At 43.5% G+C, this 25,084-nt stretch carries 24 protein-coding genes and 1 pseudogene; 7 read left to right on the top strand and 18 right to left on the bottom strand.

All coding sequences use genetic code 11. The features are described 5' to 3' along the window. Positions 1–61: 61 nt before the first annotated feature. The 5 genes from JJQ88_RS14950 to JJQ88_RS14970 all read right to left on the bottom strand — a co-directional run bounded on the left by JJQ88_RS14950 (position 62) and on the right by JJQ88_RS14970 (position 5,608). Positions 62–958 carry a glycine betaine ABC transporter substrate-binding protein gene (locus JJQ88_RS14950; protein ID WP_210366849.1) on the bottom strand — a complete coding sequence of 299 codons (897 nt, stop codon included), beginning with the start codon at positions 956–958 and terminating at the stop codon, positions 62–64. Next, positions 955–1,620, bottom strand: coding sequence for an ABC transporter permease (locus JJQ88_RS14955; RefSeq protein ID WP_210366850.1), 666 nt, complete (start codon positions 1,618–1,620; stop codon positions 955–957). Before JJQ88_RS14955 ends, JJQ88_RS14950 begins: the two co-directional genes overlap by 4 nt. Further along, positions 1,620–2,597 carry an ABC transporter ATP-binding protein gene (locus JJQ88_RS14960; protein ID WP_210366851.1) on the bottom strand — a complete coding sequence of 326 codons (978 nt, stop codon included), beginning with the start codon at positions 2,595–2,597 and terminating at the stop codon, positions 1,620–1,622. Before JJQ88_RS14960 ends, JJQ88_RS14955 begins: the two co-directional genes overlap by 1 nt. Before the next feature lie 105 nt (positions 2,598–2,702). Further along, a complete protein-coding gene (locus tag JJQ88_RS14965; protein ID WP_210366852.1) occupies positions 2,703–4,001 on the bottom strand; it encodes a purine/pyrimidine permease in 1,299 nt (432 codons plus the stop codon). A 170-nt stretch (positions 4,002–4,171) separates the two neighbouring features. Then, entirely contained in the window at positions 4,172–5,608 is a 1,437-nt protein-coding gene (locus JJQ88_RS14970) for a phospholipase D family protein (protein ID WP_210366853.1), read from the bottom strand. Positions 5,609–5,961: 353 nt separating this feature from the next. Here JJQ88_RS14970 and plsY point away from each other — a divergent pair, with 353 nt between their 5' ends. After that, positions 5,962–6,552, top strand: a complete 591-nt coding sequence (plsY, locus tag JJQ88_RS14975) for a glycerol-3-phosphate 1-O-acyltransferase PlsY (RefSeq protein ID WP_210366854.1) — start codon at positions 5,962–5,964, stop codon at positions 6,550–6,552. A 146-nt stretch (positions 6,553–6,698) separates the two neighbouring features. Here the strand turns inward: plsY and JJQ88_RS14980 are convergent, their stop codons facing one another. Next, the gene (locus tag JJQ88_RS14980) at positions 6,699–7,535 is read right to left on the bottom strand and encodes an STAS domain-containing protein (protein ID WP_210366855.1); all 837 of its coding nucleotides are present in this window, start codon (positions 7,533–7,535) and stop codon (positions 6,699–6,701) included. A 269-nt stretch (positions 7,536–7,804) separates the two neighbouring features. On the opposite strand from JJQ88_RS14980, the gene JJQ88_RS14985 reads away from it, so the two are divergent. From JJQ88_RS14985 to JJQ88_RS14995, 3 genes are all read left to right on the top strand, one after another. Beyond that, positions 7,805–7,990, top strand: coding sequence for a hypothetical protein (locus JJQ88_RS14985; protein WP_210366856.1), 186 nt, complete (start codon positions 7,805–7,807; stop codon positions 7,988–7,990). 485 nt (positions 7,991–8,475) lie between these two features. Next, on the top strand, positions 8,476–9,642 hold the full coding sequence (locus JJQ88_RS14990; RefSeq protein ID WP_246861207.1) for a CapA family protein: 1,167 nt from the start codon (positions 8,476–8,478) through the stop codon (positions 9,640–9,642). Between the two features lie 92 nt (positions 9,643–9,734). Beyond that, the gene (locus JJQ88_RS14995; protein WP_210366857.1) at positions 9,735–10,028 is read left to right on the top strand and encodes a HesB/YadR/YfhF family protein; all 294 of its coding nucleotides are present in this window, start codon (positions 9,735–9,737) and stop codon (positions 10,026–10,028) included. A gap of 19 nt (positions 10,029–10,047) precedes the next feature. Here JJQ88_RS14995 and JJQ88_RS15000 read toward each other — a convergent pair whose 3' ends face one another. The 7 genes from JJQ88_RS15000 to JJQ88_RS15030 form a co-directional block, all read right to left on the bottom strand. Then, a complete protein-coding gene (locus tag JJQ88_RS15000) occupies positions 10,048–10,353 on the bottom strand; it encodes a hypothetical protein (RefSeq protein WP_210366858.1) in 306 nt (101 codons plus the stop codon). After that, a complete protein-coding gene (locus JJQ88_RS15005) occupies positions 10,354–10,797 on the bottom strand; it encodes an acyl-CoA thioesterase (protein WP_210366859.1) in 444 nt (147 codons plus the stop codon). 1 nt (position 10,798) lies between these two features. Then, positions 10,799–13,126, bottom strand: a complete 2,328-nt coding sequence (locus JJQ88_RS15010) for an AAA family ATPase (RefSeq protein ID WP_210366860.1) — start codon at positions 13,124–13,126, stop codon at positions 10,799–10,801. A gap of 94 nt (positions 13,127–13,220) precedes the next feature. Further along, positions 13,221–13,442, bottom strand: a complete 222-nt coding sequence (gene tlp, locus JJQ88_RS15015) for a small acid-soluble spore protein Tlp (RefSeq protein WP_210366861.1) — start codon at positions 13,440–13,442, stop codon at positions 13,221–13,223. A 136-nt stretch (positions 13,443–13,578) separates the two neighbouring features. Further along, on the bottom strand, positions 13,579–13,722 hold the full coding sequence (locus JJQ88_RS15020; protein WP_210366862.1) for an acid-soluble spore protein N: 144 nt from the start codon (positions 13,720–13,722) through the stop codon (positions 13,579–13,581). 69 nt (positions 13,723–13,791) lie between these two features. After that, positions 13,792–13,923 (bottom strand): FbpB family small basic protein, encoded by a 132-nt coding sequence (locus JJQ88_RS15025; RefSeq protein ID WP_210366863.1) that lies wholly within the window; start codon positions 13,921–13,923, stop codon positions 13,792–13,794. Positions 13,924–14,404: 481 nt separating this feature from the next. Next, positions 14,405–15,280: a LysR family transcriptional regulator gene (locus JJQ88_RS15030; protein ID WP_210366864.1), complete on the bottom strand. Its 876-nt coding sequence runs from the start codon at positions 15,278–15,280 to the stop codon at positions 14,405–14,407. 132 nt (positions 15,281–15,412) lie between these two features. Here JJQ88_RS15030 and JJQ88_RS15035 point away from each other — a divergent pair, with 132 nt between their 5' ends. Continuing rightward, on the top strand, positions 15,413–16,699 hold the full coding sequence (locus tag JJQ88_RS15035; protein ID WP_210366865.1) for an NCS2 family permease: 1,287 nt from the start codon (positions 15,413–15,415) through the stop codon (positions 16,697–16,699). A 29-nt stretch (positions 16,700–16,728) separates the two neighbouring features. On the opposite strand, the gene JJQ88_RS15040 is transcribed toward JJQ88_RS15035, so the two are convergent. The 3 genes from JJQ88_RS15040 to JJQ88_RS15050 all read right to left on the bottom strand — a co-directional run bounded on the left by JJQ88_RS15040 (position 16,729) and on the right by JJQ88_RS15050 (position 20,979). After that, positions 16,729–17,274, bottom strand: coding sequence for a hypothetical protein (locus JJQ88_RS15040; RefSeq protein WP_210366866.1), 546 nt, complete (start codon positions 17,272–17,274; stop codon positions 16,729–16,731). Between the two features lie 280 nt (positions 17,275–17,554). Continuing rightward, positions 17,555–20,263, bottom strand: coding sequence for an aconitate hydratase AcnA (gene acnA / locus JJQ88_RS15045; RefSeq protein ID WP_210366867.1), 2,709 nt, complete (start codon positions 20,261–20,263; stop codon positions 17,555–17,557). Between the two features lie 458 nt (positions 20,264–20,721). Beyond that, positions 20,722–20,979, bottom strand: coding sequence for a hypothetical protein (locus JJQ88_RS15050; RefSeq protein ID WP_210366868.1), 258 nt, complete (start codon positions 20,977–20,979; stop codon positions 20,722–20,724). 115 nt (positions 20,980–21,094) lie between these two features. Between JJQ88_RS15050 and JJQ88_RS15055 the strand changes: the two genes are divergently transcribed. After that, positions 21,095–21,238, top strand: a complete 144-nt coding sequence (locus tag JJQ88_RS15055) for a small acid-soluble spore protein P (protein WP_210366869.1) — start codon at positions 21,095–21,097, stop codon at positions 21,236–21,238. 730 nt (positions 21,239–21,968) lie between these two features. On the opposite strand, the gene selA is transcribed toward JJQ88_RS15055, so the two are convergent. Both selA and JJQ88_RS15065 read right to left on the bottom strand, forming a co-directional pair. After that, a complete protein-coding gene (selA, locus tag JJQ88_RS15060; RefSeq protein WP_210366870.1) occupies positions 21,969–23,381 on the bottom strand; it encodes an L-seryl-tRNA(Sec) selenium transferase in 1,413 nt (470 codons plus the stop codon). Between the two features lie 184 nt (positions 23,382–23,565). Next, positions 23,566–23,748 (bottom strand): annotated as a pseudogene (locus tag JJQ88_RS15065) (Rdx family protein); the annotation flags it as partial. 190 nt (positions 23,749–23,938) lie between these two features. On the opposite strand from JJQ88_RS15065, the gene selD reads away from it, so the two are divergent. Continuing rightward, entirely contained in the window at positions 23,939–24,991 is a 1,053-nt protein-coding gene (gene selD, locus JJQ88_RS15070; RefSeq protein WP_210366871.1) for a selenide, water dikinase SelD, read from the top strand. Positions 24,992–25,084: the final 93 nt, after the last annotated feature.

Consider the following 25,084-nt stretch of genomic DNA (forward strand, 5'->3'; position numbering starts at 1 on the left):
AATTACCCATCTGTCTCCATTGTAGCTTACTCTGCAGGGGAGTCATACAAAATTGCTTCACTTATTCCTTGATCAGTCCCTTTTTGATCAGAAAGTCCCTTGCTACCTTCTTCGGCTCCTCTTTATCGATATCGACTTTTGCATTCATTTCTGACATCTCCTCCTCGCTTATTTTTCCAGCGAGACCATTCAGTGTTTTTTCCAGATCAGGGAACTGGTCAAGCACATCCTGGCGGACAATCGGGGCTGCGTAATATGGTGGGAAAAAACTTTTATCATCCTTCAGGCTTGCTAGGTCATAACGGACGATCCGTCCATCGGTTGTGAATGCAGGGATGACATCCACCTTTCCATCCTTAACAGCTTCATACATGATATTCGGGTCGAAACTGTCGCTTTTCTTGAACTCGAATCCATACGCTTTCACCAGGGCGTCATATCCATCAGCCCTCTCATAAAATTGATGCGGCGCCCCAAAGCTCAAATCCTTCGAATAAGGGACAAGGTCAGAAAAGTTTTCTGCTTTGATGTTTTTATCCTTTGTATAGGCAAGTGTATAAGTATTTTCAAAGCCAAGCGGCTTCAGCCAAACAATATCATATTTGTCCTTGTATCCCTTTTTTACCCTTTCGAAAATTTCGTCAGCGGTTTCTCCAGGCTTGGCTTTTTCTTTCAGCACAGCTTCAAGACCAGTTCCTGTATATTCCACATACATATCGATATCGCCTTTTTCAATGGCCGGGGTGAGGATAGAAACTTCTCCTAGCCCGTCTTTTACTTCCACCTCATAATCTGTATGTGCTTGGATATACTCTGAAAGAATATGTGGAAGGATATATTGTTCAGTCCACATCTTTCCTGAGATCACTATTTTGTCTTTGCTGCCATTGCTGCATGCTGTGATTGTTGCCAAAAGTATAAGTGCGATGAATATGAAAAATTGCTTTTGAAGTTTCATTTTCCTTCCCCCCTGTTTTTTCGCAAACCCTTCGGTGTTGCACTTTTTTCAATCTTTTTCAAGATCATATCAAACAAAATGGCCAGCACAGCAGCAGGAATGGCTCCGGCCATGACTAGCTGGTTATTCCATGTGGACAGGCCCCTGTAAATGATTTCCCCTAAACCTCCTGCACCTACAAAAGTCGCCAGTGTGGCAACCCCGACTGTCAGCACTGTAGCTGTCCTGATTCCAGCCATTACGAACGGCAATGACAGCGGCAGTTCAATTTTTGTCAAAATCTGTTTTTCAGTCATTCCCATTCCTCGTCCGGCTTCAATTACCGCCGAGTCCACGCTGACGATTCCTGTATATGTATTCCTTAGGATGGGCAGAAGCGCATAAATCGTCAACGCGGTTATGGCGGTTATGCTCCCTGTACCGAAAACTGGGATCAAAAAGCCAAAGAAGGCAAGACTTGGGATTGTCTGGAAGACGGAAGTGATACCGATGAAAAATTCAGCGAGCTTCTGCTTACGGGATATAAAAATACCAAGCGGAACTGATATCGCAATCGCGATAAGAATGGACGTCAAGGAAAGAAATAAATGCTCACCGATTGCCTTGGAAATATCTTCAGACCTGGATGAGAAAGTTTGGATCAATACCGACAAACCGAACATTAATGGTTCGCCTCCTTTTTCCGCACCGTGTAATGGCGGAGCAGATGGTTTGTTGTGACCATGCCAATAGGTACATTTTCCTCATCCGTGACAGTCAGGGTGGAAGCGTTATTTTCAAGCATAAGTGTAACAGCAATATCCAAAGGCATATGCTCCTTTACGCTCAAGGTATCCCCTAATAGGTTATCTGGTTTATCGCTTCCAGTTTGCTTGAGGAATTCACCAGCTGTTATGGCTGCACTGCTCTCTTTTAACCTGTCCTCCCCGATAAATTCCCTTACGAAATCATCAGCAGGAGTTGTGAGTATTTCATCCGGTGTGCCTACCTGTATAAGCTTCCCATCCCTCATAATGGCAATCCGATCTGAAATTTTAATGGCTTCATCAATGTCGTGGGTGACAAAAACGATCGTTTTCTTGATTCGTTGCTGGAGGACTTTCAATTCATCCTGGAGTTGTTCCCTGCTGATTGGATCAAGTGCACTGAATGGTTCATCCATCAGGACGATCGGCGGCTCGGCTGCAAGCGCGCGGACCACGCCAACACGCTGCTGCTGTCCCCCGCTAAGTTCAAGAGGGAATTTGTTTTTATAGATTGCTGGCTCGAGGGCGACAAGCTCCAGCATTTCATCGACTCTCTTTTCAGATTGCTCTTTTGGCCAGCCTTTCAGTTTCGGGATCAGGGAGATATTTTCTCCCACAGTCATGTGCGGCAGAAGACCTATTTGCTGGATGACGTAACCAATATTCCGCCTGAGCTTGACGCCATCTAGGGCGGAGATGTCTTCCCCATTGACTAAGATTGTTCCTTCAGTGGGTTCGATCAGTTTATTGATCATTTTCATTGTCGTAGTTTTGCCGCATCCGCTCGGCCCGATCAATGATAATAGTTCGCCATGTTGGACAGTCAGATTCAGTGATTCGACTGCTTTGTGCCCATCACCATAAATTTTTGATACATTCTCAAAAACAATCATTTCCTCACCTGCTTAACAAGAGTACATCGCTTTTCATTTTCGGAAAGAATAAAATACTTCTCACTATACCCGAAATCAAATAGCTCAAAACTAAATGAAGTAAATTCAATGCATTCTCTTTTTTTTATTTTGATTTCCAAGAGTCAATTGATCGGCGATGACGGCAATCAAAGTCCCTAGGATCAATCCGTTGTTAAGAATTGAAATAAGTGCCGGATGAACACCAATGAAGGCATTCCCCGGAATGAACATAGAACCTGTCCCGGCCATCAACGATATTCCGGCGACCAGTCGTGTTCTCTTTTTGTCAGGTTCACGGTCCATTTCTTCGAGGGCAATGCCAATCATATTGGCAAAGACAACAAAGGTGACCGAGTAGCCTACAGGTGTTGGCAGTGATGCAAAAAACGCCATTACAGCTGGAAGGAAGCTGGCTATGATGATGAATACTGAACTTAGGATGAAAGGAAACAATTTTGTAATTCCAGTCGTGGAAATGAAACCGGCAGCGCCTGAAATCGGAACGGACCCGATGGCTGAAAACAATCCGCCGAGAATCTGATTGATTCCTGAGGTGAAGCCGCTGGCGCGATACCGAAGGTCCTTGGTCCTCACTCCATGCTGCTTTAACACTTGCTCCGTTACCTTTATGCTTGCGAGCATATTTGTAATCAATAAAAAAGTAATGAAAACGGCTGTTACCACTAACCCTGAGTTGAATTCCGGATTCCCAAAAGCAAGGATTTCAGGAAGCTTAAAGAAAGAACGTTCGGGTATAGAGAGGCTTTCTCCCAATCCGAGAAACGAGAAGGCTGCCCAGCCGGCAGCAAGGCTGATCAGGATGGAATACTGGCTGATCCACTTAATGTGATGTCTTGATAAATGAAAGGTCAAGACCACAAGCAAAAAGCTGAACAGCGCAATTGAAAGATCAACAGTGGGCTGACTGCCTGTGATGCCCATCATTCCTTTTAAAAACGAACCGCTTAGCTGGATGACAAGCAAAAGCAAATATATCCCGCTGACGATCGGTGTGAAAAGGTTTGCAAGCTTTTCAATCCATTTAAAAAAACTTAATAGAAAAAAGACGATTCCGCTAGCGATCATCGCACCTTCCAAAGCCTGCAAGGTTTCCATTGTCGAACTGAACAGAGAAGCGCTTAAACCAGCATAAATGGCAAAAACACCCCACCACAATCCTGCTGGTCCTTCGTTGATGGGCATGCGATGGCCAATCAACGCCTGCAGTAAACTGGAAACACCAAGGACGAACATTGTCCTCTGAACGAGGCCAGTTGTTTCAGTAGGACCTAGACCATATAAATCAGCGATCGCAATCGGGGCAACAATTGAACCCGCAATCATGAAAGCCATCCATTGAAATGCAGAAAGACTAGTTTTCATGTTGAATTTCCCCATACCCTTCAAGGTTATCTGTTTATTTTTTCCTTAATATTATTTATCGTACTGAAACAGCCAGGAAAAGAGAAGTTTTTTTCATTGGAAAGTACTTTTTTATGTTGATACTTCCAGTGACACAAATGAAGCTTCCTTTTTACAGGAAGCTGGATGAATCAGTAACTGGTAAAGCGAAGGACCTTTTGGATCCAGTAGATGATGTATTTCAATGGCGTCATGATATCATTCTTTTCTTCATATTCGATCGTGAACTCACCGTCCTTGTTTTCCCACAGCCGGCTAAAATAACGATCGACATCTTTGACTACCTGGGCATCGGAGGGAGCATCAACTTTAAAGTTTGTTTCCAGATTGAAATCATCTAGGTTTCGTTTCGTGAAATTCGCAGAGCCTCCAATGATCGTGGCTTCCTCTCCCCTGTCAAAATAAATCATCTTTGTGTGGTACTGTTCCTCATTAGTGTTATACCATTTTATTTCAATATTCTTATTTCCAAGTTTCTTTATTTCTGCCGACACAGGAATATTTGGCAGCCCCGCTTTTTGATTCCCGAATGCATTCGTATTTGGATCAAGGATGATATTGACATTCGCTCCCCTGTCCGCAGCTTTGTCGATTTCATCTATGACATTCCTTTCTGCCAAATAGAACATGCCAATCCAGACATCTTCCCCTTTTTCTGTTTCCTTCAATTCTTCAATCAAGTGCTTGAAAATTTTCCCTTCGGTCAAAACTTGGATCTTTATATTTCCAGATTCATTGACGCGCTTGAATTCAGGTAGCTTGCCGCCGCCGGAAAAATCGGATACAGCCTGTTCGGATTCTAGGATATCCGCGATGACATTCCCTGTGGTCTCGAAGGCGATATTGGAATGGAATCCACTCGCATCGTGCGGGTTTGCCGAAGCGACAATGGCCGTTTTTTCCGTTACAAACACTTTCCTGTGATTTGCCTTCAGGTTCAGCAGTTCCAGATAGGATCGCAGAGTCACATCTGGTGCGTTTTTTGCCATCGGATTTGGAATCCATCCCTCTCCCGACTGTCCAAACCACTGGAAGAAAACTCTCCAAACCCCTGTGTAAAGCGGGTTTGAGTCTCTTAGCGGATCAAGGTCGGTGAAAATAACTTCAATTCCATTGTCCCTCAAATCCTGCAAGACTCCCGATTTGTGCGACCCGTAGGTAAGGTTGATCTCATCGGTGATAAAAATAATCTTTAAATCCTTATGCTTCTTTTTTTGCGCTATCAATGTCTCGCTGATATTCTTGCTTATTTCCGGATATCCCATATCTTTCTTGAAATAGCCATTGAACAGGAACATATCGAGAACAATGAAATCCTCCGCCTCTTCTATTCTTTTCAATACCCTCTTGAAAATTTGCTGCTCATATTTCTTGTCGCCATATTGATCTTTGTAGGTCAGGTCGGTTAAAAATCGAACATCTTCAACTCGATGGACCTTCCCTTCATATGATAAACCCTTAGGAAGGGTCTTATAAGAATGGAAAAAAATCGTAGATGCGACCAGAAGGAAGAGAAAGCCTAGAATCCAAAATGTTTTGCTCCTCAAAAGCTTCCTTGACTTGCTCATTTGATAATCTCCTTAATTGGCTGAGTTAAAAACCTGGCTGTTGGTTTCCGGTGCAAGAGACTGTCTTCGTGGGGGAATTCAGGGACCCGCCAGTATATCGAATTAGCCGCTGCCCGCACCCATCAACACCGATGGAAAAATAAATTGGGGATTTAACTAAGCCTGCTATTTAATAATATTCTTATTTACCATTTTAGTTAGTTATAAACTTAGCAAGCAGGAATGATCAGCCGTTTCACGGAAGCACATTTATTATTTCCCGTAAGCGATACCGTTTTTTAAGTTTTGCATGGAGTTTTTGCATGAACATGGTAAAATAAAAGAATCCTATTTCTTTTTAAGGAGAATTTTTTATGGCTTTAAACGCAATGATTATTCTTTTGGCTTATTTGCTTGGATCCATTCCATCGGGCTTGATTGTAGGCAAGCTGTTTTTCGGAAAAGATATCCGGGAACACGGAAGCGGGAATCTCGGAGGAACAAATACCTTCCGCACACTTGGAATCAAGGCGGGGCTTGTGGTCACGATTGCGGATGTGCTGAAAGGTACGCTTGCTGCCAGTTTGCCAGCTCTGTTTCCTGATTCTGGCCTCCATATGCTCATTGCAGGGATATTCGCTGTGGTCGGACATATGTATCCTGTATTCGCTGGCTTCCGCGGCGGAAAGGCTGTTGCGACATCAGGAGGAATCTTGCTTGCATATGCTCCAATGATGTTCCTGTTTATGCTGATCTTCTTTTTTATTTGCCTGTACATAACCAAGTATGTCTCATTATCCTCGATTCTTACAGCGATTGCTACATTCATTTATGCGTTACTTACCAGGGACATACTATTGATCGCAGTCGTAGCGGTACTTGCTTCTTTTGTCATTTACAGACACCGGGCAAATATTGCTCGGATACGCAACAAAACGGAGCCCAAGATCAAGTGGCTTGGATAAAATGATGGCCGGCAATCTGTTTGGGTTGCCGGCCATCATTTCGTGGATATTCATATCTTGAAAAGTTTTCCTCTGCTGCACGCCATCATTAGGAAGGAAGACGGGACCTTGTTCGAATTTCCTAGGTTATGGGAATCACGCTTTCCTTACTTCCTGTAGATACCGAAGTCTTTCATGGCCTGTCCTGGATTATTGTATAGCGTGATATTGTCAAAATTTATTCCTAGATTGACGATGGAATGTGCCAGTTCAGGCCTTATCCCTGTGATATTTACCTCCACGCCTGTCAGTTCAAGGCTCGAAATGATTTTGAAAAGCTCCTGTGCAACCATCGTATCAACAATATAGACGCCAGAAAGATCGATAATCAGGCACTCCACTCCCTGTCTGTCCGTTTCGTGCAGTGACTGTTCCATGATGATTCTTGACCGGCGAGTATCGATTTCTCCAATGATTGGCAGCACGGCAACTCCATCGACAATCGAAATGACTGGTGTGCTAAGTTCATCGATTGCTTCTTGCTGTGACTGCAACTGTAGATTGGTTGACCTGGTAAATGAATCTGTAAAACTTAGGATAATATGGCCGATAAAGTCATTGATAAAGCGACCAAGCTTGTGAATTTGCCTGGCGGATACATTCTCCTCCCCTTCAGAAAAGTCCTTCATCTGATCCCAGGTGACTTCCTTGATGATCGTAAAAGTCTGGATGGATTGATAGAGAGTCAATCCGAGCCTGAGGATTTCTCCGGTATTTTTCTTTGCCCAATGATCGACATCCGTCTCTGTATTTTTTCCCCGTGAGTGGTTGGCGAGCAATTCGACATATTTCGTTATTAGTTCCTTCACGAGCTGGGATTGTGTATTCGACAAGAATGAAAAAATACAGGGTTCCTTTTCAGTAAGGGTATCCATAATTTTCTCCGCAATTTCTCCCTGGTTCAAGTCCAAGTAGTTACTTAATTTGATGAATAAGGTTTCCAATTTAATTCATGCCCCTTGTTATGATTCGTTTCAAGTATCATACCTTGATGTAGCTTCATAAGCCCAAAACTGGAAGAACATTGAAGAAAACAGACTTGGTTAAAGACAGTTGGAGTGGACTTCCCAATAAAAAATTACCCGATTATTCGTTCGTTTAAACTAATCCTGCAGCCTTACATTCGTTCAATGGATTGTCAAATTAGTATCGTTTCTAAAGGATGATTGGTTGGTAAAATATTGATAAGAACTTTGGAAAGGGGGCGAGTGGTATGGAAGAAATCCTTAAATCCATCGATCATTTTGTATTCACGACTTCTACAGCGGATGTCACGGCCCCGAATGACTTCGTAGTCGAGTTTTTCGCTCAATCAGAAACTGATCGAAAACCTTCGGTCATTAAAATCAATAATTTGGACGAACTTGTTGACTTTTTAGAGGATAGTGATGGTAATTGAAAAATGCAGGTGCCCCTTCCGGTACCTGCATTTATGTTTTTACGAGCGTAAATCGTCCGTTTCCAAAGAAGTCTTTCGTAAATTCGAGTTTTCTTTCGGAAAAATAAGGAAGATCCTGTTCGTGAATTAGGATGGAAACATCATTAAAATCAAAAATCCTATCATTCGTTAATGGCCGCTCTTCCAGAGCGACTCTGAGCTGCGGTCCGCCTCAGCTGATCCCCATCGTCATTCGGACAAAAAGCTTTTCATCTTTTCCCTTCTCTTTCTCAATGGCTGTACGTAAAATGCCATAAGCGTATTCTGAAATTGAAAACAACCTTCAACACCTTCTTCCCAGCTATTAAACCTTACCACTTTTGGTAAAAATAATAACGTAATATGACGATAAAATAAAGGTTTTGCCAAAATTTATATATTATTTGACCTTCATATAATATAGTATCAATAAGGAAAATTACTTTGATTTTCAAAGGGAGATAGAAATGAAAAAAATACCTGGGGTATTATCTCTTGGAATCTTTATTGCGGCAGGATTGGGAATCGCGGCGTCCGCGATTACTTTCCAAATGTATCACGAAGCAGAAGCGAATGGACAGAATGGGATTGTAAAAACACAAAAACCACATAGTCCCCGAAGCTCGGATGTGGCCGGAAAATCATATGCTGAAAAAGTGACACTGGGAGCAATTGGCGATATTTTGATTCACGACACAGTATATGAAGATGCGTTTACTGACGGAAACTATGATTTTAAACCAATGCTTAGACACATGAAGGAATATCTGCTTGCTCCTGACCTTCTCCTCGCCAACCAGGAGACTGTCCTGGGCGGCGTGGAAATTGGATTATCGAGCTATCCAGCTTTCAACAGCCCTGTCGAGGTTGGAGATGCATTGATCGATGCAGGTGTCGACATTGTTTCCAACGCGAATAATCATTCACTGGACCGATCGGAGAAAGGTGTACTTAAGTCTACTGGATATATGGAAGCGGCTGGCCTTCCTTATGTAGGTTCATTTAAGGATGCCGAAGACCGCGATAAGGTAAGGGTTTTGACAAAAAACGGGATTAAGGTTGCCTATCTTTCTTATACTTACGGCACAAACGGAATTCCTGTTCCAATCGGGAAGGATTATCTTGTAAACTTGATTGACCGTGAGATAATGAAAGCCGAAATTCACCGCGCAAAGGAGCAGTCCGATGTTATTGTCATGAGTATCCACTGGGGAAATGAATACCAACGGTTCCCAACGGGAGAGCAAGAAGATTTGGCACAATTTCTCGTCAATGAAGGGGTTGATATCATCTTCGGTCATCATCCGCATGTTCTTCAGCCAATGGACTGGATTGAGGCGCCAGATGGACGGAAGGCCCTTGTTGTCTATTCCCTTGGAAACTTCCTTTCCGGGCAAATGTGGGACTATAAAGATATTGGCGGCCTGGCAACGATAGAAGTGACTAAGATTCTTGCTCCGGAAGGAAAGAACATCATGCTTTCCAATCCACAATTCCTTCCTACCTTCGTATCAAGCAGCAGACAAAGGAATTACCAGGTCGTTCCTTTAAACGAAGCAGCAAACTATGGGCTTGCAGACGCACAGAATAAGCATGCTGAAATCATGCATCACATGACTAATAGCCTGAAATAATCCGGTACCTCTTTCGCATACGAAGCGAACGAGTGGGGGGCAGATAAAGCCTGTGTTATAATGGCTCTAGTTGGCTATGAAAGGAGATCAACATGAACATTACCATTCACGATGATGCTGCTGCCTGGTATGAAAATGAAATGGGTCTTTCAAAGGGTGGCTATATGCGTTTCTTTGCCAGATATGGGGGATTCAGTACCGTACAGCAAGGCTTTTCATTGGGTGTCTCCAAGGAAGAACCAGACCATATAGGAGCGAAAACAGAGAAAAACGATGTCACATATTATATCGAGGAAAAAGATTTATGGTATTTTGATGGACATGATTTAATTGTGGATTTGCATCCCGTAGGCAAGGAACCAGAATTTAAATACGAGAAAAAATAAGGCAGCAATGGCTGCTGCCTTATTTTTTTGCTTGCATCCCTAAAGGGTTAAGGATGCCTTCCTTATTAAGGATTTCTTCTTGTATCTTGCCGAAAAGGTCGTAATGCGGGAAATCGGGCTTCCGACGGTCAATCCATTCAGGCTTTAATCTATGCTTTCTCCCCCAATTTTCCAGCTTTGTAAGATCATTGCAGCCTACCTTGGTTACAGTCTTACAGCCTGGGAACCGGTCATCAAGCCAGTAATGGGTAAGAAAGGCGATTTCTCCCCTACTGATTCGTTGCTTCCACTCATGAAGTTCTTCCCTATTGATTCCAAATGCCAATCAGATCTGCTCCTTTTTGCCTTCTGGCTGTTTCATCGCCTTGAGATATGCTTCATGCCAATCAGGATAGGATCTCTTCAGTGAAATCGGGCGAAAACTCTCCCGCTTGACACAAACATGCCTTGAGCTTCCGTACACGGCAAGTTCTCCCTGTTCTGTATACACTTCATATTTATATAAGACCCGGAACCCGTCATATTCCTCCACCCATGTTTTTATTATTGCGGTTTCTCCATATCTTACGGGTTTCTTGTAGGAAGCCTCAATATCGATGACAGGCGAAAGAATTCCGTCTTTTTCCATTTCAGCATAGTTGAAGCCAAGGTCATGGATCAATTTTGTCCTGCCGAGTTCCATCCAGACAAAGTAATTGGCGTGGTAAACTACACCCATTTGATCTGTTTCTGCGTAACGGACTTCGATTTCTTTTGATGAAATATGCATACTATTCCCCTCTTATCCCTTTATTTAATGCGTTTTGGAAATCGCTTTTCTCCAGAAATGACGCATACTCGTTGAACTCTTCCAGTTCCCCGCCCCCCATTAACCTGAAGGCCTGGGATTGGATGGCATCATCAACAAGATTGGCAGCAAACCGTCCATTTCCGTTCGTATCCATTTCGTCGATTACCTGTTCTAAAAATTCAATCGCTTCTTCCGTAATGTAATATTGATAGTTTCTCGCATAATTTTTGATGATTTCAAGTAATTCCTCTGAAGTGTAATCCGGGAACTGAAAAAATTTCTTGAACCTTGAACGCAAACCTGGATTGCTTTTAAGCAACTCATTCATTTCATCAGGATAGCCAGCAAGGATTATGACTAGGTTTTCGTTATGGCGGGTCATCTCATCCACAAGCGTGTCAATGACTTCTTTTCCGAAATCTCCTGCAGACTGCCCAAGCAATGAGTATGCTTCATCTATGAAAAGTACTCCCCCCAACGCTTCACGGATTTTCTTCTTCGTCTTGATGGCAGTCTGGCCAACATAGCCCGCAACAAAATCCGCGCGACTGGTTACTAGCAAATGGCCCCGTTTCAGCATCCCGCATTCTTTTAATAACTCAGCAAATATTTTAGCGACGGTTGTTTTGCCTGTACCGGGGTTGCCCGTGAAAACGGAGTGCACCTGAACAGGTACTACAGGCAATCCATTTTCCCTGCGAAGCTGCTGCATTCTGACAAATGAAATCAAGCCCATAACTTCCGATTTTACAGGCTCCAATCCTACGAGTTTATCAAGACGGTCAATTGGAGATTCAACTGACACAGGCTGTTCGGCTTCGAAATCTTCCTTTTCAAGGAGAGTGAATGCAGCCAAATTTGATTCATCGATTGGCCTTGCGCCCTTCTTAAAAATGGCATCCAGTACAAGGTTACGGACTGTCCGAGCGTTGCCAAAGGTTTCATCCACCCTTTCTTTCTCGATTCTTTCAACCAGTATCGGCCTTGCTTCCGCTGTAATCGCGAAATCATTATCTCTTGCAGTCAGTTCAGCGATCTCAATCAGCTCTTCATTCGAGTAATCGGGGAGGTGGATGAAATTGGACTGTGGAAATCGACTTCTAAGCCCAGGATTTGAATCCAGGAACTGCCGCATTTCATCAGGGTAGCCAGCCAGGATGACAGCAAATTGCCCGCCGTATTCTTTCCCTGTCATCAAGGAAACAAGTGTATCAATTGCAGTCTGTCCATAATCATTTCCAGTTTGCCCTTCACGTTTAAGGCTGTATGCTTCATCAATGAACAATACTCCCCCTAAAGCCTGCTCGACAACTTTCCGGACATTTTCCTCAGTCTGCCCGACATAGGCTCCAACCAGCTGTGAACGGTCAGCTTCGATGATTTCCCCGCGAGGAAGGACACCAAGGATATGGTAAATTTTTGCTAGCAGACGTGCAAGTGATGTTTTTCCTGTGCCTGGGTTCCCGGTGAGTACCATGTTCAAGCTTTGGTCATCCCTTGTCTTCAGACCAAGCTGCTTACGTTTTTGTTGATACTCCAAGAAATGGTAAAAATCGTTTACCCTTTCTTTTACTGATTCCATGCCAACCATTTTCCTGAGTTCATCGAGTGGATCACTGTCTTCCTCGATGGTTCCATTGGATTCGTCTTTAAATTCTTCCTTCCATTGCGCTTTGATATCACCAAGCCTTTTAATCCTCGCTTTGATATCCTCATAATGAACAGCTGTATGGAACACGCCTGTGACGGATTCTTCATATAATCGGGCTGCTTTAAGCAAGGCGGCGGTTTCTTCGGCAGCATCTTCGAGCAAACGGATCAATCGCTGGAATTTGGCTTCCATTAAAGAATCAGGTTCCAGGGTAGCTTTTTTTAAGTCTGCAAGCTGTTCTTCGGAGTAAGAGAGGAATTGTCGTGAAATATCAATATATTGCTCGGCAGTTTTCTTTTTAAGTGCACGGTTATCAGTTTCCCTAATTGGCGGAAAAACCAGGCTGTCAAAAACATTCTTTTTATTTTTCCATTGATTATTTACAAGCAGATTTTTTGCACTTCTATTCTCAGGGTCGGATTCCACTGCTTTTTGAAGCCAATCCAATACTAACGAATCATAGCCATTCCTGTTCGCGCGGGATTTCGCGGCTATTGTAAGGACTCTGGATAACGCGTTTTTACTGTTCCCTTCAGATAAAGCTTCGATCGTTGTAATCAATAAAGCTTCATCATGAATGAACCCTTTCTCATTTAATTCCTCTTCCCACATATCAAGCAGTTTCTCAAGTGGAAGTTCGTTTTTGGAATTTTTCATAACATCACTTCTTTATTTAGTATACAATTGGTATCTTATCACATTTTTCAGCAGACGGAAAAAGGCCCGCCTTCCACGGCGGGCGTGTTCTTCATTATCCTTGGTTTTCAGCTTCATCCTTGATTTCTGACCGGAAAGCATCGATACTTTCACGGCGTCTTTCATTTTTGGCATCAATCCTTGCCTTGTCCTCAGCGCTTGAGCTGTCCATTGCAGCTTCTGCGTCTTCCATATTCTCAATCGTATGATGGATCATGGATTGGAGCTTTTCGACATTATCGCTTCGGTCGTCAGGCTTAGGTGTAGTGTTTGCCATATCCGTATACCTCCCTTTAAAAAGTACAAGGATAGTTTATGCTTATAAAGTTGTTTTATCATCGGGAATTTGCTCCATTTAGAAAAGAGGAAATAAACGAAAACCTGCCATATTACTGGCAGGTGTTTTTTCATTCTTATTCGCCTTTGTTTTGAATAACCTGGGCATGCTCGCCAGATTGATCCTGCATTTTTTTTCCTTTGTTTCCGCCAAATTTACGAGGCTGTGTGCCAATATGGCTAGGAACATAGTGTTTACTATCCTTTTTTGGATTGCCCATGAATGATTCCCTCCCTTTATCTAAAGCTTTTCCTAATAAGAAGGGAATCATTTATGGTAATGTATGAAATTACTCTGCTTTTTCAAGACGCTTTTGTTCTAACTTTGCCTCGATTTTTTCGAGGGCATCACGATCACTCAGAAGTTGGCGCTTATTTTCTGATACAAGCTCTTGAAAAGACCGTTTTCGTGGCTTTCTCATCGTGCTCACCTTCCTTTACCATCATTCTAACAGTTAGTATGTCCGGAAACGGTTTCAATTATTACAAATTTTCGAAAATTTAATCGTATTCTATTCTTTCCCTTTTTTTTCGTGCTTATTCACTGTGTTACTTAATATTTAGCTATGTGAATTTGATTTTTGATTTGATTGTTGAGTTCCACTCCAGGCACTTCAACGGACAGGAAGTCCTAGTGCCGACTTTGCCGCACAGGACGCGGCGGTTTTAGTCGGCGGCTTTCCGTGGGCGTGCCGGCAAGCATTCTCAGCCCTTTGCGCCTCCGGTGTCTTCCCCAGGGAGAATATCAATGGCAAGAATGACAAAGGTCATCAAGTTTGTCCGTGAAAACCTTTTGGGCAGCAGGCAATTCTGCTTTACATGGAGGACACCAGATAGCCCAGAAATGGAGCATGCCATTCCCTAATTGACGCATTATATTGTTTCCGCAAATTGTATCTTTCATCATACCCCGGTGAGACGTTTTTTTAGGAGCTCAATAAAATTTTCCGCAGGTTTAGAAAGATAGTGCTGGCGGAGCCAAATGATCCCTACTGAGGAAGTGAGTGTAGAATTTTCGATTTCCCGGGCATTGAATTCTGGCTCGCTGTATGACTGATAGACAGATTGAGGCATGATCGTAGCCCCGACTCCTGCAGAAACGAGCTCCATCAAAACTTTCATGTCCGAGCACTCACAAACAACATTAAGGGGAAGCTGCGCTTTTGTGAAAGCTTCATGGATGATTGTATAGCTTCCAAGGCCCTCTGTGCTTGGGAGGATCAGCGGAACGTTGCTGATCTCCTCAAAGGTGATGCTCCCCTGAGCTTTATTCCTGGAAACAAATAAAAAAGGTTCATTGTACAATGGAAGATAATTGACATCATTGTTTTGAAGCGGCAGCCTGATTAGTGCGAGTTCTATCGACCTTTGCTTCACAAGTTCGGTTAAGTATGCCGAATCATTTTGGACAACACGGATGTAGACCAATGGGAAAAGGGAATGGAATTCTTCTATCCAGCCAGGAAAGTCAGGGACCGATAAAGTATTGATGCCTATTGAAAGATTCCCTTTCTTGCCTTCATCAGTTTCCTGCAATTCATTCTTCACTTCTTCGAAAGAATGGATAATATTCAAAGCGTGCCTGTAAAGAACTTTGCCTTTATCGGTTAGTTCAATCTTTTTTCCATTCCTTTCAACAAGGATCACACCCAACTCTTCCTCCATTTGCTTCAGTTGGATGCTTAACGGCGGCTGAGACATATGCAATCTTTTGGCAGCCGCAGTAATATTCTTTTCTTCAGCAATTGCAATAAAATAACGTAGTTGTCTGATATCCATGTTTCCTCCATATGAAAAAAATATGAATCCCATATAAATTATATATTTTATATATGGCTTGAGTCTATGATACGATATGTTCGTTCGTTTTAAAACGGAAATGTTTATCTGTATAGAGAGAGAGGTTATCAAATGGATAAAATATTTCGGCTAGAGGAAAATCAGACAACGTTCGGGAAGGAATTGTCTGCGGGACTTATTTCTTATATAACAGGGGTTTATATTATCATTGTCAATGCTACAATCCTTTCAGCGGCTGGCATTCCGCTTGAAGCCGGCATTATTGCGACAATTCTCAGCGTATTTGTGGGTAGCTTACTAATGGGATTTTGGAGCAATGCACCGATTCTGGTAGTACCCGGAATGGGCTTGAATGCGATGTTCACTTATACGATTGTCCAATCTGGCGGTTTTACATGGCAGGAAGCATTGGCGATGGTTTTCATTTCGGGTATTCTGTTCATGATTTTGGCCTTCACTCCCTTGGCAAGCTACATTACGTCCTCTATACCGGATTCCTTGAAGGAAGCGATCACGGTAGGAATCGGGATTCTTCTGATTCTGATAGGCTTTGACAGCAGCGGCATCATCACCAGCTCTGAACATACATTGCTTGCGGTTGGAGACTTAAGTTCATCGACAGCACTGATTACCTTAATCGGGCTTGTCGTTACGGTCATCCTGTTTATCCGAAATGTGCGAGGGAACCTGCTGCTCAGTATTGTTTTCACATCTGGTCTTTCCATTCTTTTCGGGGACAGGAATGGAACAGGAGTGGATTGGAGCCTGCCTTCCTTCTCCGAATATGCCGCTGTTTTCGGACAAGTGTCCTTTTCCCAGGCTGGCAACTTTATATTTTGGCTAACAGCCTTTTCATTGGCCATGGTCGTGATTTTTGAGAATATCGGGTTAGTCCACGGGCATACAAAGCTCCTCAACCAACCGGAAAAATACAAGAAGTCTCTTCAAGCTAACGCTATTTCCGTGGCGACTGCGGGGATATTCGGAACAAGCCCGACTGTTTCCTCAGTTGAAAGCGCAGCGGGCATCACTGCTGGCGGCAGAACCGGTTTAACCAGCGTTGTCGCTGGGCTATTTTTCCTGGCTTCGCTAGTCTTGATCCCAATCATTAAACTCGTACCGGAAAGTGCGGTTTCTCCTGTCCTGATTCTGATTGGCGTTCTGATGCTTCAAAACATCACCTTTATCAAGCTTGACGATTTGCTGGAAAGCTTCCCCGCCTTGCTGATCATCGTGCTGATTCCTCTGACATACAGCATCGCTGATGGCATGGCATTTGGATTCATCCTATATCCGCTGATGAAACTTTTGATGGGGAAAGGCCGGGAGGTAAAGCCTGCCCTTTATATGATTGCACTATTATTCCTTAGCAATTTTGTCCTTCAATATGTGTTATGATCACAAAAAGCAGCCTCCTTAGGCTGCTTTTAATTCGCTTTTTGATAGATGCTTGCACAGTGTCGCTGGCTGACATGTAAATTAGTGAGTAAATGTAACTGAGCAGCCTGTGCCTGTTCGGCCGTCGCTATTCCGTGCATTTTCAAGAGCTTCTCAAGTTCAAGCATTTGTTTTGGGTCATTCGCATAGTAGAAGCATTCACTTCTGCCCGGATAGTAGGATTCAAGGCCATTTATATTGGAAATAATATGGTATTGGGATGTTCCATTAGTTGAAAAGCCGGCTATGATTCCTTCTATTTCTCTGCCGCTTACATGGTAATTCAAAACATTATGAAAAGAGGTTTGGAGTGAATCCGCGATTTCTTTCAGATTGAAACCTTGCTGTACCAGCGTTGCCGCAGCGTCTGCACCCATGCCAACGTAATCTTTGTCTCCGTTAAGAACGATAATAGCCGTGTCAGGAATCAATTCCAGGAATTTGACACTTTCCTCGTTAATTTGAGGATTGCTTTCTAAGCATTCCGTGACGACCGAGATATAATTTCCTCTGGCAACAATGGTCAATAGGCTCATAGCGTTCACTCCTTTGGTTTATCCTACCTTTACCATATATCCTTTCAGAAGAACAATTCAAGAGGGAAAACTGTCGAAATTTTGAAAGTTTTCACTTTTTATGTCCAGGAAGATAAAATCCAGTTGGGTTCAATGGCAAACCAACTGATTGGATAGGCAATTTCCTGAAATTCAAGCTGCTTTAAGGCTTAGGCAGGAACTCTTCGGACAAAGCTGGGAAGAAAGAAACAATTCAATAAACAAAGCCCCCTATCCAATCAGTGGATAGGGGGTAAATTCTTTAACCTTTAAGTTTGTCGCGAAGGACCATCTGGAGGATGCCACCGTGGCGATAGTAATCGATTTCAACCTCTGAGTCGAAACGGACAAGCGCTTCAAACGTCTTTTTGTTTCCATCTTCGTCTGTTGCAGTGACATTAATGATGTCGCGTGGACGTACATTCTCATCAACCTGGACATCGAAATGTTCTTTTCCTGTCAGACCAAGAGTTTCAGCGTTTTCGCCCGCCTTGAATTGTAGTGGCAATACGCCCATTAGCACAAGGTTTGAACGGTGGATACGCTCGAAGCTTTCGGCGATGACAGTCTTGATGCCTAATAGGTTGGTTCCCTTCGCAGCCCAGTCACGGGATGATCCCATTCCGTAGTCTTTGCCAGCGATGACCATCAAGCCTGTTCCTTCTTGCTTATACTTCATGCAAGCATCGAAAATGGACATGACTTCACCTGTTGGCCAGTAGGTCGTGAAGCCGCCTTCCGTTCCAGGGGCGATCTGGTTACGGATACGAATGTTCGCGAATGTACCGCGCATCATCACTTCATGGTTTCCGCGCCGGGATCCATAAGAGTTGAAGTCACGTGGCTCAACACCTTTTTCACGCAGGTATTTCCCGGCTGGTGTATCCTTGCCAATCGCACCGGCAGGAGAAATATGGTCTGTCGTGACAGAATCACCGAACTTTCCGACGACACGAAGCCCAGTTAATGGAACAACCTCTCCTGCATCTGGAGTCAGCCCTTCAAAGAATGGAGGGTTTTGGATATAGGTTGAATTTTCGTCAAAAGTATACAATGGGTCATTGCTCGTCTTGATTTCGTTCCAGCGTTCGTTGTCGCTGAACACTGTTTCGTATTCCTTACGGAACAATTCTGGTGTAACCACTCTGTTTACAACTTCATTTACTTCTGCTGTTGATGGCCAGATATCCTTGAAGAATACATCATTCCCATCTTTGTCTTTTCCGATTGGATCGTTTTGGAGATCGATATCCACTGTTCCAGCAAGGGCGTAGGCAACAACCAACGGAGGTGAAGCAAGGTAGTTAGCCTTCACTAATGGGTGGATACGTCCTTCAAAGTTACGGTTTCCGGAAAGAACGGAAGTAACAAGGAGATCGCTTTCAGCAATCGCTTTTTCTATTTCAGGCTTAAGTGGGCCGGAGTTGCCGATACATGTAGTACATCCGTAGCCAACAAGGTTGAACCCTAAAGTTTCAAGGTAAGGAAGCAACTCAGAATCGCGGAGATACCCTGTGACAACTTTTGACCCTGGAGCCAAAGAAGTCTTAACGTACTTAGGGACTTCCATTCCAAGTTCAACAGCTTTCTTCGCAACCAAGCCGGCTCCTACAAGCACGTATGGGTTAGATGTGTTGGTACAACTTGTGATGGCGGCGATTGCAATCGCACCGGTATTCATCTTTGTAGTGTCACCATTGCTGAATTCCACTACAGTTTCTTTTTTGAACTCTTTCTTATCAAGTCCGAAGCCCTGGTTTCCTGCAGGTGCAGTCACTGCTTCCTGGAAGGACATCTTCATCTGGGATAGCGGTATCAGGTCCTGAGGGCGTTTCGGTCCTGATAGGTTTGCTTCGATTTCAGAAAGATTGATTTCGACTACATCTGTATATACAGGTTCAAGTGCCGGATCGAAGAACATGCCGTTTTCCTTGCAGTATGCCTCAACGACCTTGATGTGGTCTTCGGAACGGCCAGTCAAGCGCATATAATCAAGCGCTTCCCCATCAACCGGGAAGAAACCGCAAGTAGCGCCATATTCAGGAGCCATGTTTGCTACAGTGGCACGGTCCGCAAGCGGAAGTGTCGTAACGCCAGGTCCGAAAAATTCAACGAACTTGCCTACAACTCCTTTGCTGCGAAGGACTTGAGTCACTTTCAGAGCAAGGTCAGTGGCTGTAGCTCCATTTGGCATATCTCCGACTAATTTTACACCGACTACCTCAGGTACTGGGAAATAAGATGGCTGGCCAAGCATTCCTGCTTCAGCCTCAATGCCTCCGACACCCCAGCCAAGGACGCCGATCCCGTTGATCATTGTAGTATGTGAGTCTGTTCCAACAAGGGAATCAGGGAACGTTTCGAATTCTCCATTTTCGTTTTCCACTGAATGGACAACGCTGGCAAGATATTCAAGGTTCACCTGGTGGACGATTCCAGTCGCAGGAGGAACAGCGCGATAATTATCAAACGCTTTCTGGGCCCAGCTTAGGAATTGGTATCGTTCAGCGTTCCGTTCGAATTCCAGGTCCATGTTCACGCTGAGCGCATCAGGAGTGCCGTATTTGTCAACCTGTACAGAGTGGTCGATTACGAGGTCAACCGGCTTCTCAGGATTGATTTTGTCTGGGTCCCCTCCCATATCGGCCATTGCTTTCCTGAGTGAAGCAAGGTCAACAACAGCAGGAACGCCTGTGAAGTCCTGGAGGATGACACGTGAAGGCTTGAAAGGGACATCGATTTCCTTTACATCACTTGTTCCCCATTTTGCTAGATTTTCAACATGCTCTTTTGTGATTACAAAGCCATCTAGCTGGCGAAGCACCGATTCAAGCAAGACTTTCACGGAGTAAGGCAATTTGGAGACTTTGCCCACCCCGGCCTTTTCCAATGCTGCCAGGCTGTAATAATGATAGCGTTTCCCGTCAAGTTCAAATGAACTACGGGCGTTAAAAACATCATGATTTGACATATGTTTACCCCCTTCTTTCGTAAACATCATAAACGAAATATAAGTGATTGTCGAAAAGTCTGAATATTGTTCGCCATCCTTACTTTTCTTACAATTTCAATTTTAATATAACCTAGTATATAAGTAAATGACAAGAAAGTTATTGTCCATAATAAGTTTTACTTATGATATTTCTTGTTACAATGATTTTTATGTGGCAAACACATCTAAAGCATTGATCCTAAAGCAGGGAGACTGTCTTATGATTTGCCTTAACACTATGTTGGAAAAATGTTAAGTGTTGATCGGGATAGTCTGGAAGATGAAAGATATTTTTCGATATGAACATAGCATGCCATTCATGGCCCATGAAGACCACTAAAATTAAGAAAAATAAAAGAAAAGCGGAGTCGGAAATCGAATAACCATACAGTAAAAAAAGGAGTGAACTTAAAAGCGGAAGGGTCCCTTCCGCTTTTTCAATCCATATTCACGTCATTAACAATCTTGCGTAAATCTTTCTGGAATTGCTTTAGCTGTTCACGCTGGTGTTCGGAAGCATTCTCAAGCGCATTTTCAATTTGTTGAAATGCTTCATTGACTTCATTTTTTAAATGTTTCAATTGGTGTCCATAGCTGGCACTATCCCTGACAATCTCCTGGTAAAATCCTTGTGCCTCGATAAACCCCTGCTGTGCTGCCTGGAACGCTTGCTGTTTATCTTTATGGTAAGGCATATTCTTTCCTCCTGAATGGTGTTGATTTTATACCGTTAAATTGCACAACCCCATAAAAAATATACAGTATAAATTTACGTACAAATCCAAAGCTAATGAAAGGAGGGATGAATGGATGAATAAAAATGATTCTAAAGATATGCGGAAGAATGCTCCAAAAGGCAATCAGGATGGTCAGCCGGCTCCATTAAGCGGATCTAAAAAAGTTAAAAATCGGAATCACACGAGACAGAAGCATAATACCGGGCATGATTTATAATCATGTGCTGGCTGTACAACCAAGGAGGTTTTTCAGGGAACTTTCCCTTTCCCTTACCCTTACACCTAAAATAAAGGGACAATGAACGAGCATCCTTAAGTAACAACTCTTTTTTCGCTAGTGATCCAAAAAGCTGCCTAAGTAGTAATCGTGGAACTGAAAATATCCTTGAAGGGCAGCCTTTGTTAATTGGCCGGTTGATTTCCGCTCCAGGATGCTTCGCTTCCCGGGCGGCGTGCGGTGAGTCTCCTAAGGCGATAAAGATTCTGCTGGGTCTCATCTGTCCCGCTAATCCGCAACACACTGAATGGGCTTCTGTGGATTCACTCACGCACGAAGAAAATGCGTTAGCATTTTCGAGGTGTTTCAGAACTTCCATTCCAATCAACCTAGTGCTATTAACAAGAGCTTATTTTACACAATCAGATAGGCCAAACCCATTTTTTTAATGGGTTTGGCCTATCTTTGTTTTATTATGGAAGTCGAGATAGCCATTCGGGATGCATCCTATTCGAAAAAGGAGAACTTTATATATTTAGGCTAAGAGTAGCGAATAAAAAACAGACCCGAAGATACAGCTACATCTCCGGGTCTTATTGGCCTAGAATTGACAAGGTGCCATGGCCATTTTAACGGTCACTCTATAATGGATACTAAAACTGATGGGAGAAAAAAGCCAGAGGGATTCCGGGAAAATGGAAATGCTCTGGCTTTTTTCATTTCGTTGTTTTCACCTTGCTAATTTTTTGAATGAGTCAAGTAGAAGCTGCTCTTCCTCCAGGGTTACGGTTCTCAAATCTATTTGAATTTCTTCCCTATGGATACGTACAATGATTGAAGGTTTCATTTCAGTCCGCAGCTTTCTGGCTATTTGTTCTGCAGTGAAGTCTGCATGGGTGACAGATGCAATATAGGTTGGCAGTTCTACATCAGGCATTGTCCCTCCTCCGACCTGGCTTGTTCCCTGTATTAGCGATGCCCTTAGTCCGTTTCCGGAGTCATTCAGCTTTTTGACGAGTGATTCTGTCCGCTCTTTTAGTTCAATGAGTGGCACTAGCAAATCCCTGATGGTCGGGATGCTGTTCATGTCTATATCCCCTCTCAGATAGTCAAGGAGGGTTCCTTCCAAGGCAGCCAATGTCATTTTATCCACTCTAACCACTCTGGCGAGCTGATGGCTTTTCAATTGGTCGATCAATTCCTTCTTGCCGGCTATGATTCCTGCCTGGGGTCCGCCGAGCAACTTATCGCCGCTGAAAGAGACAATATCCGCTCCCATTTTCAGTACCTCGCTGACCACAGGCTCCTCGCCAATTCCATGCTTTCTGAAATCATAAAGGACACCACTTCCAAGATCCTCATAATATACAATTTTGCCATGCTGCCTCGAAAGTTCAGCAAGTTCAGCGGTTTCAACTGAATTTGTGAAACCGAGAATCTTAAAATTGCTTGTATGGACTTTCAGGATCATGGCTGTTTCTTCGGTGATCGCCTTTTCATAATCCCGCAAATGTGTTTTATTCGTTGTACCGATTTCCCTCAAGACGGCTCCGCTTTCCTCCATGATTGAGGATATGCGGAAAGAACCGCCGATTTCCACAAGCTGCCCCCGGGATACGATAACCTCTTTATCCTTCGCCAATGCACGAAGGACAAGGTAGACAGCTGCTGCGTTATTATTGACTACCATCGCAGCTTCGGCACCAGTGATTTCCCTGATAATTGCTTCTACGTGACTGTGGCGCGACCCCCGTTCTCCTTCGGCCAATTTATACTCCAAATTTGAATAATTCCTGGCAGTTTCGACTACATGGCGAATGGCATGCTCGCTCAACCTTGCCCTGCCAAGATTTGTATGTAAAATCGTTCCGGTCGCATTGATTACTCTTTTTAATGTATAGCTTAATTTCTTTTCAGCTTGCTTCGAAATGGCAATGAACAACGCTTCATCAAAATGGCTTGTTCCCGGTTCTGGTCCCTCCCATGAACCGCTGATCATTTCTTCCCTGATTTCCTCGATGGCCCTTTTGGCTATATCCGTAAGATGTTCCTGATCAGTTCGGTGTTTTTCTGCCAATGCTTGGAATCTTCCATCCTTTTGCAATTCATGAATTGCCGGAAGCTGTCTTAACAAATGCTTCATCCTGGTTACCCCCACAATAAATCTCCGTCCACTCATTATATCATTGTATTCCACAATAAAGATTTTCCAATCCTGTGAAAACTAAATTGGCTGTTTTTTCATGATTCCAGATAGATTCTTCGTATAAAGAGATACTAAATAGCAATGGAAGCACAAAAAAACCTGGCATATACCAGGCAGAATTTTATTGATCCATTTGTTGGATGATATGGTCTGTATCAGGAAAAATGCCCTTGTCGAGCTTAGAATACAAAAGTTCCCCATTTACGTTGATTTCAAATGCACCGCCGGTTGATGGGATCAATTCCATCTTTTCAATCTGCCCCTTGAAGTGCGTAAAAAGTTCTTCCGCGAAACTCGCGGCTTTTGGAGCGTAATTTCATTGCATGCAAAATGTTACTGATACCTGGAATTTCTTCATTGGACAGTCTCCCCCCAACATTTAGTCATTCACATGTTTTTACTGTCATTTTAGTGTAATGTATAAATGTATGCAATGATCGTTTTAGGATGATTTTAAAAAAAAGAAGGAGTATACTGATTTGGAGGTGATATAGTTGAGCGAACATGAAAAAATCAGGCTTACTTCCCTTTCAACCAAAGCTGGCTGAGGATGCAAGATCAGTCCTGAGGACTTGACGCAAGTTTTGCGTCTCTTACCAGAACAAGAGCCGGTGCCTGAACTGCTTGTAGGGCATGAGACATCAGATGATGCAGGAGTATATAAGCTTACTGACAGCATCGCCTTGATCCAAACAATCGATTACTTCACACCCATTGTGGATGATCCTTATATGTTTGGACAAATTGCTGCTGCCAACGCGCTCAGCGATGTATATGCGATGGGCGGAGAACCAAAGACGGTGTTGAATATTGTTGGCTATCCTGTAAAAAAACTAGGTCCAGATATCCTTGCTGAAATTTTGCGGGGGGCCGGCGATAAAGTGAAAGAAGCAGGCGCTGTGACAGTCGGAGGTCATTCAATCGATGACCAGGAGCCAAAATTCGGGTTGTCGGTAACCGGGCTGGCCCATCCCGATGAAATCTGGAAGAATGTCGGAGCCAAACCAGGAGATGTTCTGGTCCTGACCAAACCGATTGGCGTCGGCATCATGACGACAGGAATCAAGCGAAGTGCTGTAACAGATGAACAAGAACAAGTAGTAACCAGGACAATGGCAATGCTGAACAAATCTGCAGCGGAAGCCTTGAAAAAGTTCACCCCGAATGCTGTAACAGACGTAACTGGATTTGGTCTGCTGGGACATGGCAGTGAAATTGCGCGAGGAAGCAATGCCAGCTTTGAAGTCACATTGTCCAAAGTTCCGGTACTTGCTGGTACTTTGGAATTGGCCGCACAGGGTGTAGTGCCTGGAGGTTCGAAATCCAATCATAGCTGGCTGGAAGACGATGTTGAATACAAAGAAATATCTTTTGAAGAACAACTGATCCTTTGTGACGCCATCACATCTGGCGGCCTGCTCGTCTCCCTCCCTGAAGCTGATGCGAAGCAATATGTCCAGACTTTGAAAGAAAGCGGGCTCCAGTATGCTTCCATCATAGGAAAAGTCACAGAAAAAAAAGAGAAACTGATTTATGTAAAAAGGTGAAATCATTTGATTTCACCTCAGTTTGTAGACAAAAGGGGTTCGGAATGCTCACATTCCGAACCCCTTTTTGAATTTCATCGGATTTTTCAAAGG

The sequence above is a fragment of the Bacillus sp. REN3 genome (assembly GCF_017912555.1).
Classification (GTDB): Bacteria; Bacillota; Bacilli; order Bacillales; family Cytobacillaceae; genus Mesobacillus.

Bases quoted from the DNA above. Each gene is read 5' to 3' on its own strand.
- JJQ88_RS14950 (WP_210366849.1), bottom strand. From the start codon at position 958: ATGAAACTTCAAAAGCAATTTTTCATATTCATCGCACTTATACTTTTG.
- JJQ88_RS14955 (WP_210366850.1), bottom strand. From the start codon at position 1,620: ATGTTCGGTTTGTCGGTATTGATCCAAACTTTCTCATCCAGGTCTGAA.
- JJQ88_RS14960 (WP_210366851.1), bottom strand. From the start codon at position 2,597: ATGATTGTTTTTGAGAATGTATCAAAAATTTATGGTGATGGGCACAAA.
- JJQ88_RS14965 (WP_210366852.1), bottom strand. From the start codon at position 4,001: ATGAAAACTAGTCTTTCTGCATTTCAATGGATGGCTTTCATGATTGCG.
- JJQ88_RS14970 (WP_210366853.1), bottom strand. From the start codon at position 5,608: ATGAGCAAGTCAAGGAAGCTTTTGAGGAGCAAAACATTTTGGATTCTA.
- plsY (WP_210366854.1), top strand. From the start codon at position 5,962: ATGGCTTTAAACGCAATGATTATTCTTTTGGCTTATTTGCTTGGATCC.
- JJQ88_RS14985 (WP_210366856.1), top strand. From the start codon at position 7,805: ATGGAAGAAATCCTTAAATCCATCGATCATTTTGTATTCACGACTTCT.
- JJQ88_RS14990 (WP_246861207.1), top strand. From the start codon at position 8,476: ATGAAAAAAATACCTGGGGTATTATCTCTTGGAATCTTTATTGCGGCA.
- JJQ88_RS14995 (WP_210366857.1), top strand. From the start codon at position 9,735: ATGAACATTACCATTCACGATGATGCTGCTGCCTGGTATGAAAATGAA.
- JJQ88_RS15005 (WP_210366859.1), bottom strand. From the start codon at position 10,797: ATGCATATTTCATCAAAAGAAATCGAAGTCCGTTACGCAGAAACAGAT.
- JJQ88_RS15010 (WP_210366860.1), bottom strand. From the start codon at position 13,126: ATGAAAAATTCCAAAAACGAACTTCCACTTGAGAAACTGCTTGATATG.
- tlp (WP_210366861.1), bottom strand. From the start codon at position 13,442: ATGGCAAACACTACACCTAAGCCTGACGACCGAAGCGATAATGTCGAA.
- JJQ88_RS15020 (WP_210366862.1), bottom strand. From the start codon at position 13,722: ATGGGCAATCCAAAAAAGGATAGTAAACACTATGTTCCTAGCCATATT.
- JJQ88_RS15025 (WP_210366863.1), bottom strand. From the start codon at position 13,923: ATGAGAAAGCCACGAAAACGGTCTTTTCAAGAGCTTGTATCAGAAAAT.
- JJQ88_RS15030 (WP_210366864.1), bottom strand. From the start codon at position 15,280: ATGGATATCAGACAACTACGTTATTTTATTGCAATTGCTGAAGAAAAG.
- JJQ88_RS15035 (WP_210366865.1), top strand. From the start codon at position 15,413: ATGGATAAAATATTTCGGCTAGAGGAAAATCAGACAACGTTCGGGAAG.
- JJQ88_RS15040 (WP_210366866.1), bottom strand. From the start codon at position 17,274: ATGAGCCTATTGACCATTGTTGCCAGAGGAAATTATATCTCGGTCGTC.
- acnA (WP_210366867.1), bottom strand. From the start codon at position 20,263: ATGTCAAATCATGATGTTTTTAACGCCCGTAGTTCATTTGAACTTGAC.
- JJQ88_RS15050 (WP_210366868.1), bottom strand. From the start codon at position 20,979: ATGCCTTACCATAAAGATAAACAGCAAGCGTTCCAGGCAGCACAGCAG.
- JJQ88_RS15055 (WP_210366869.1), top strand. From the start codon at position 21,095: ATGAATAAAAATGATTCTAAAGATATGCGGAAGAATGCTCCAAAAGGC.
- selA (WP_210366870.1), bottom strand. From the start codon at position 23,381: ATGAAGCATTTGTTAAGACAGCTTCCGGCAATTCATGAATTGCAAAAG.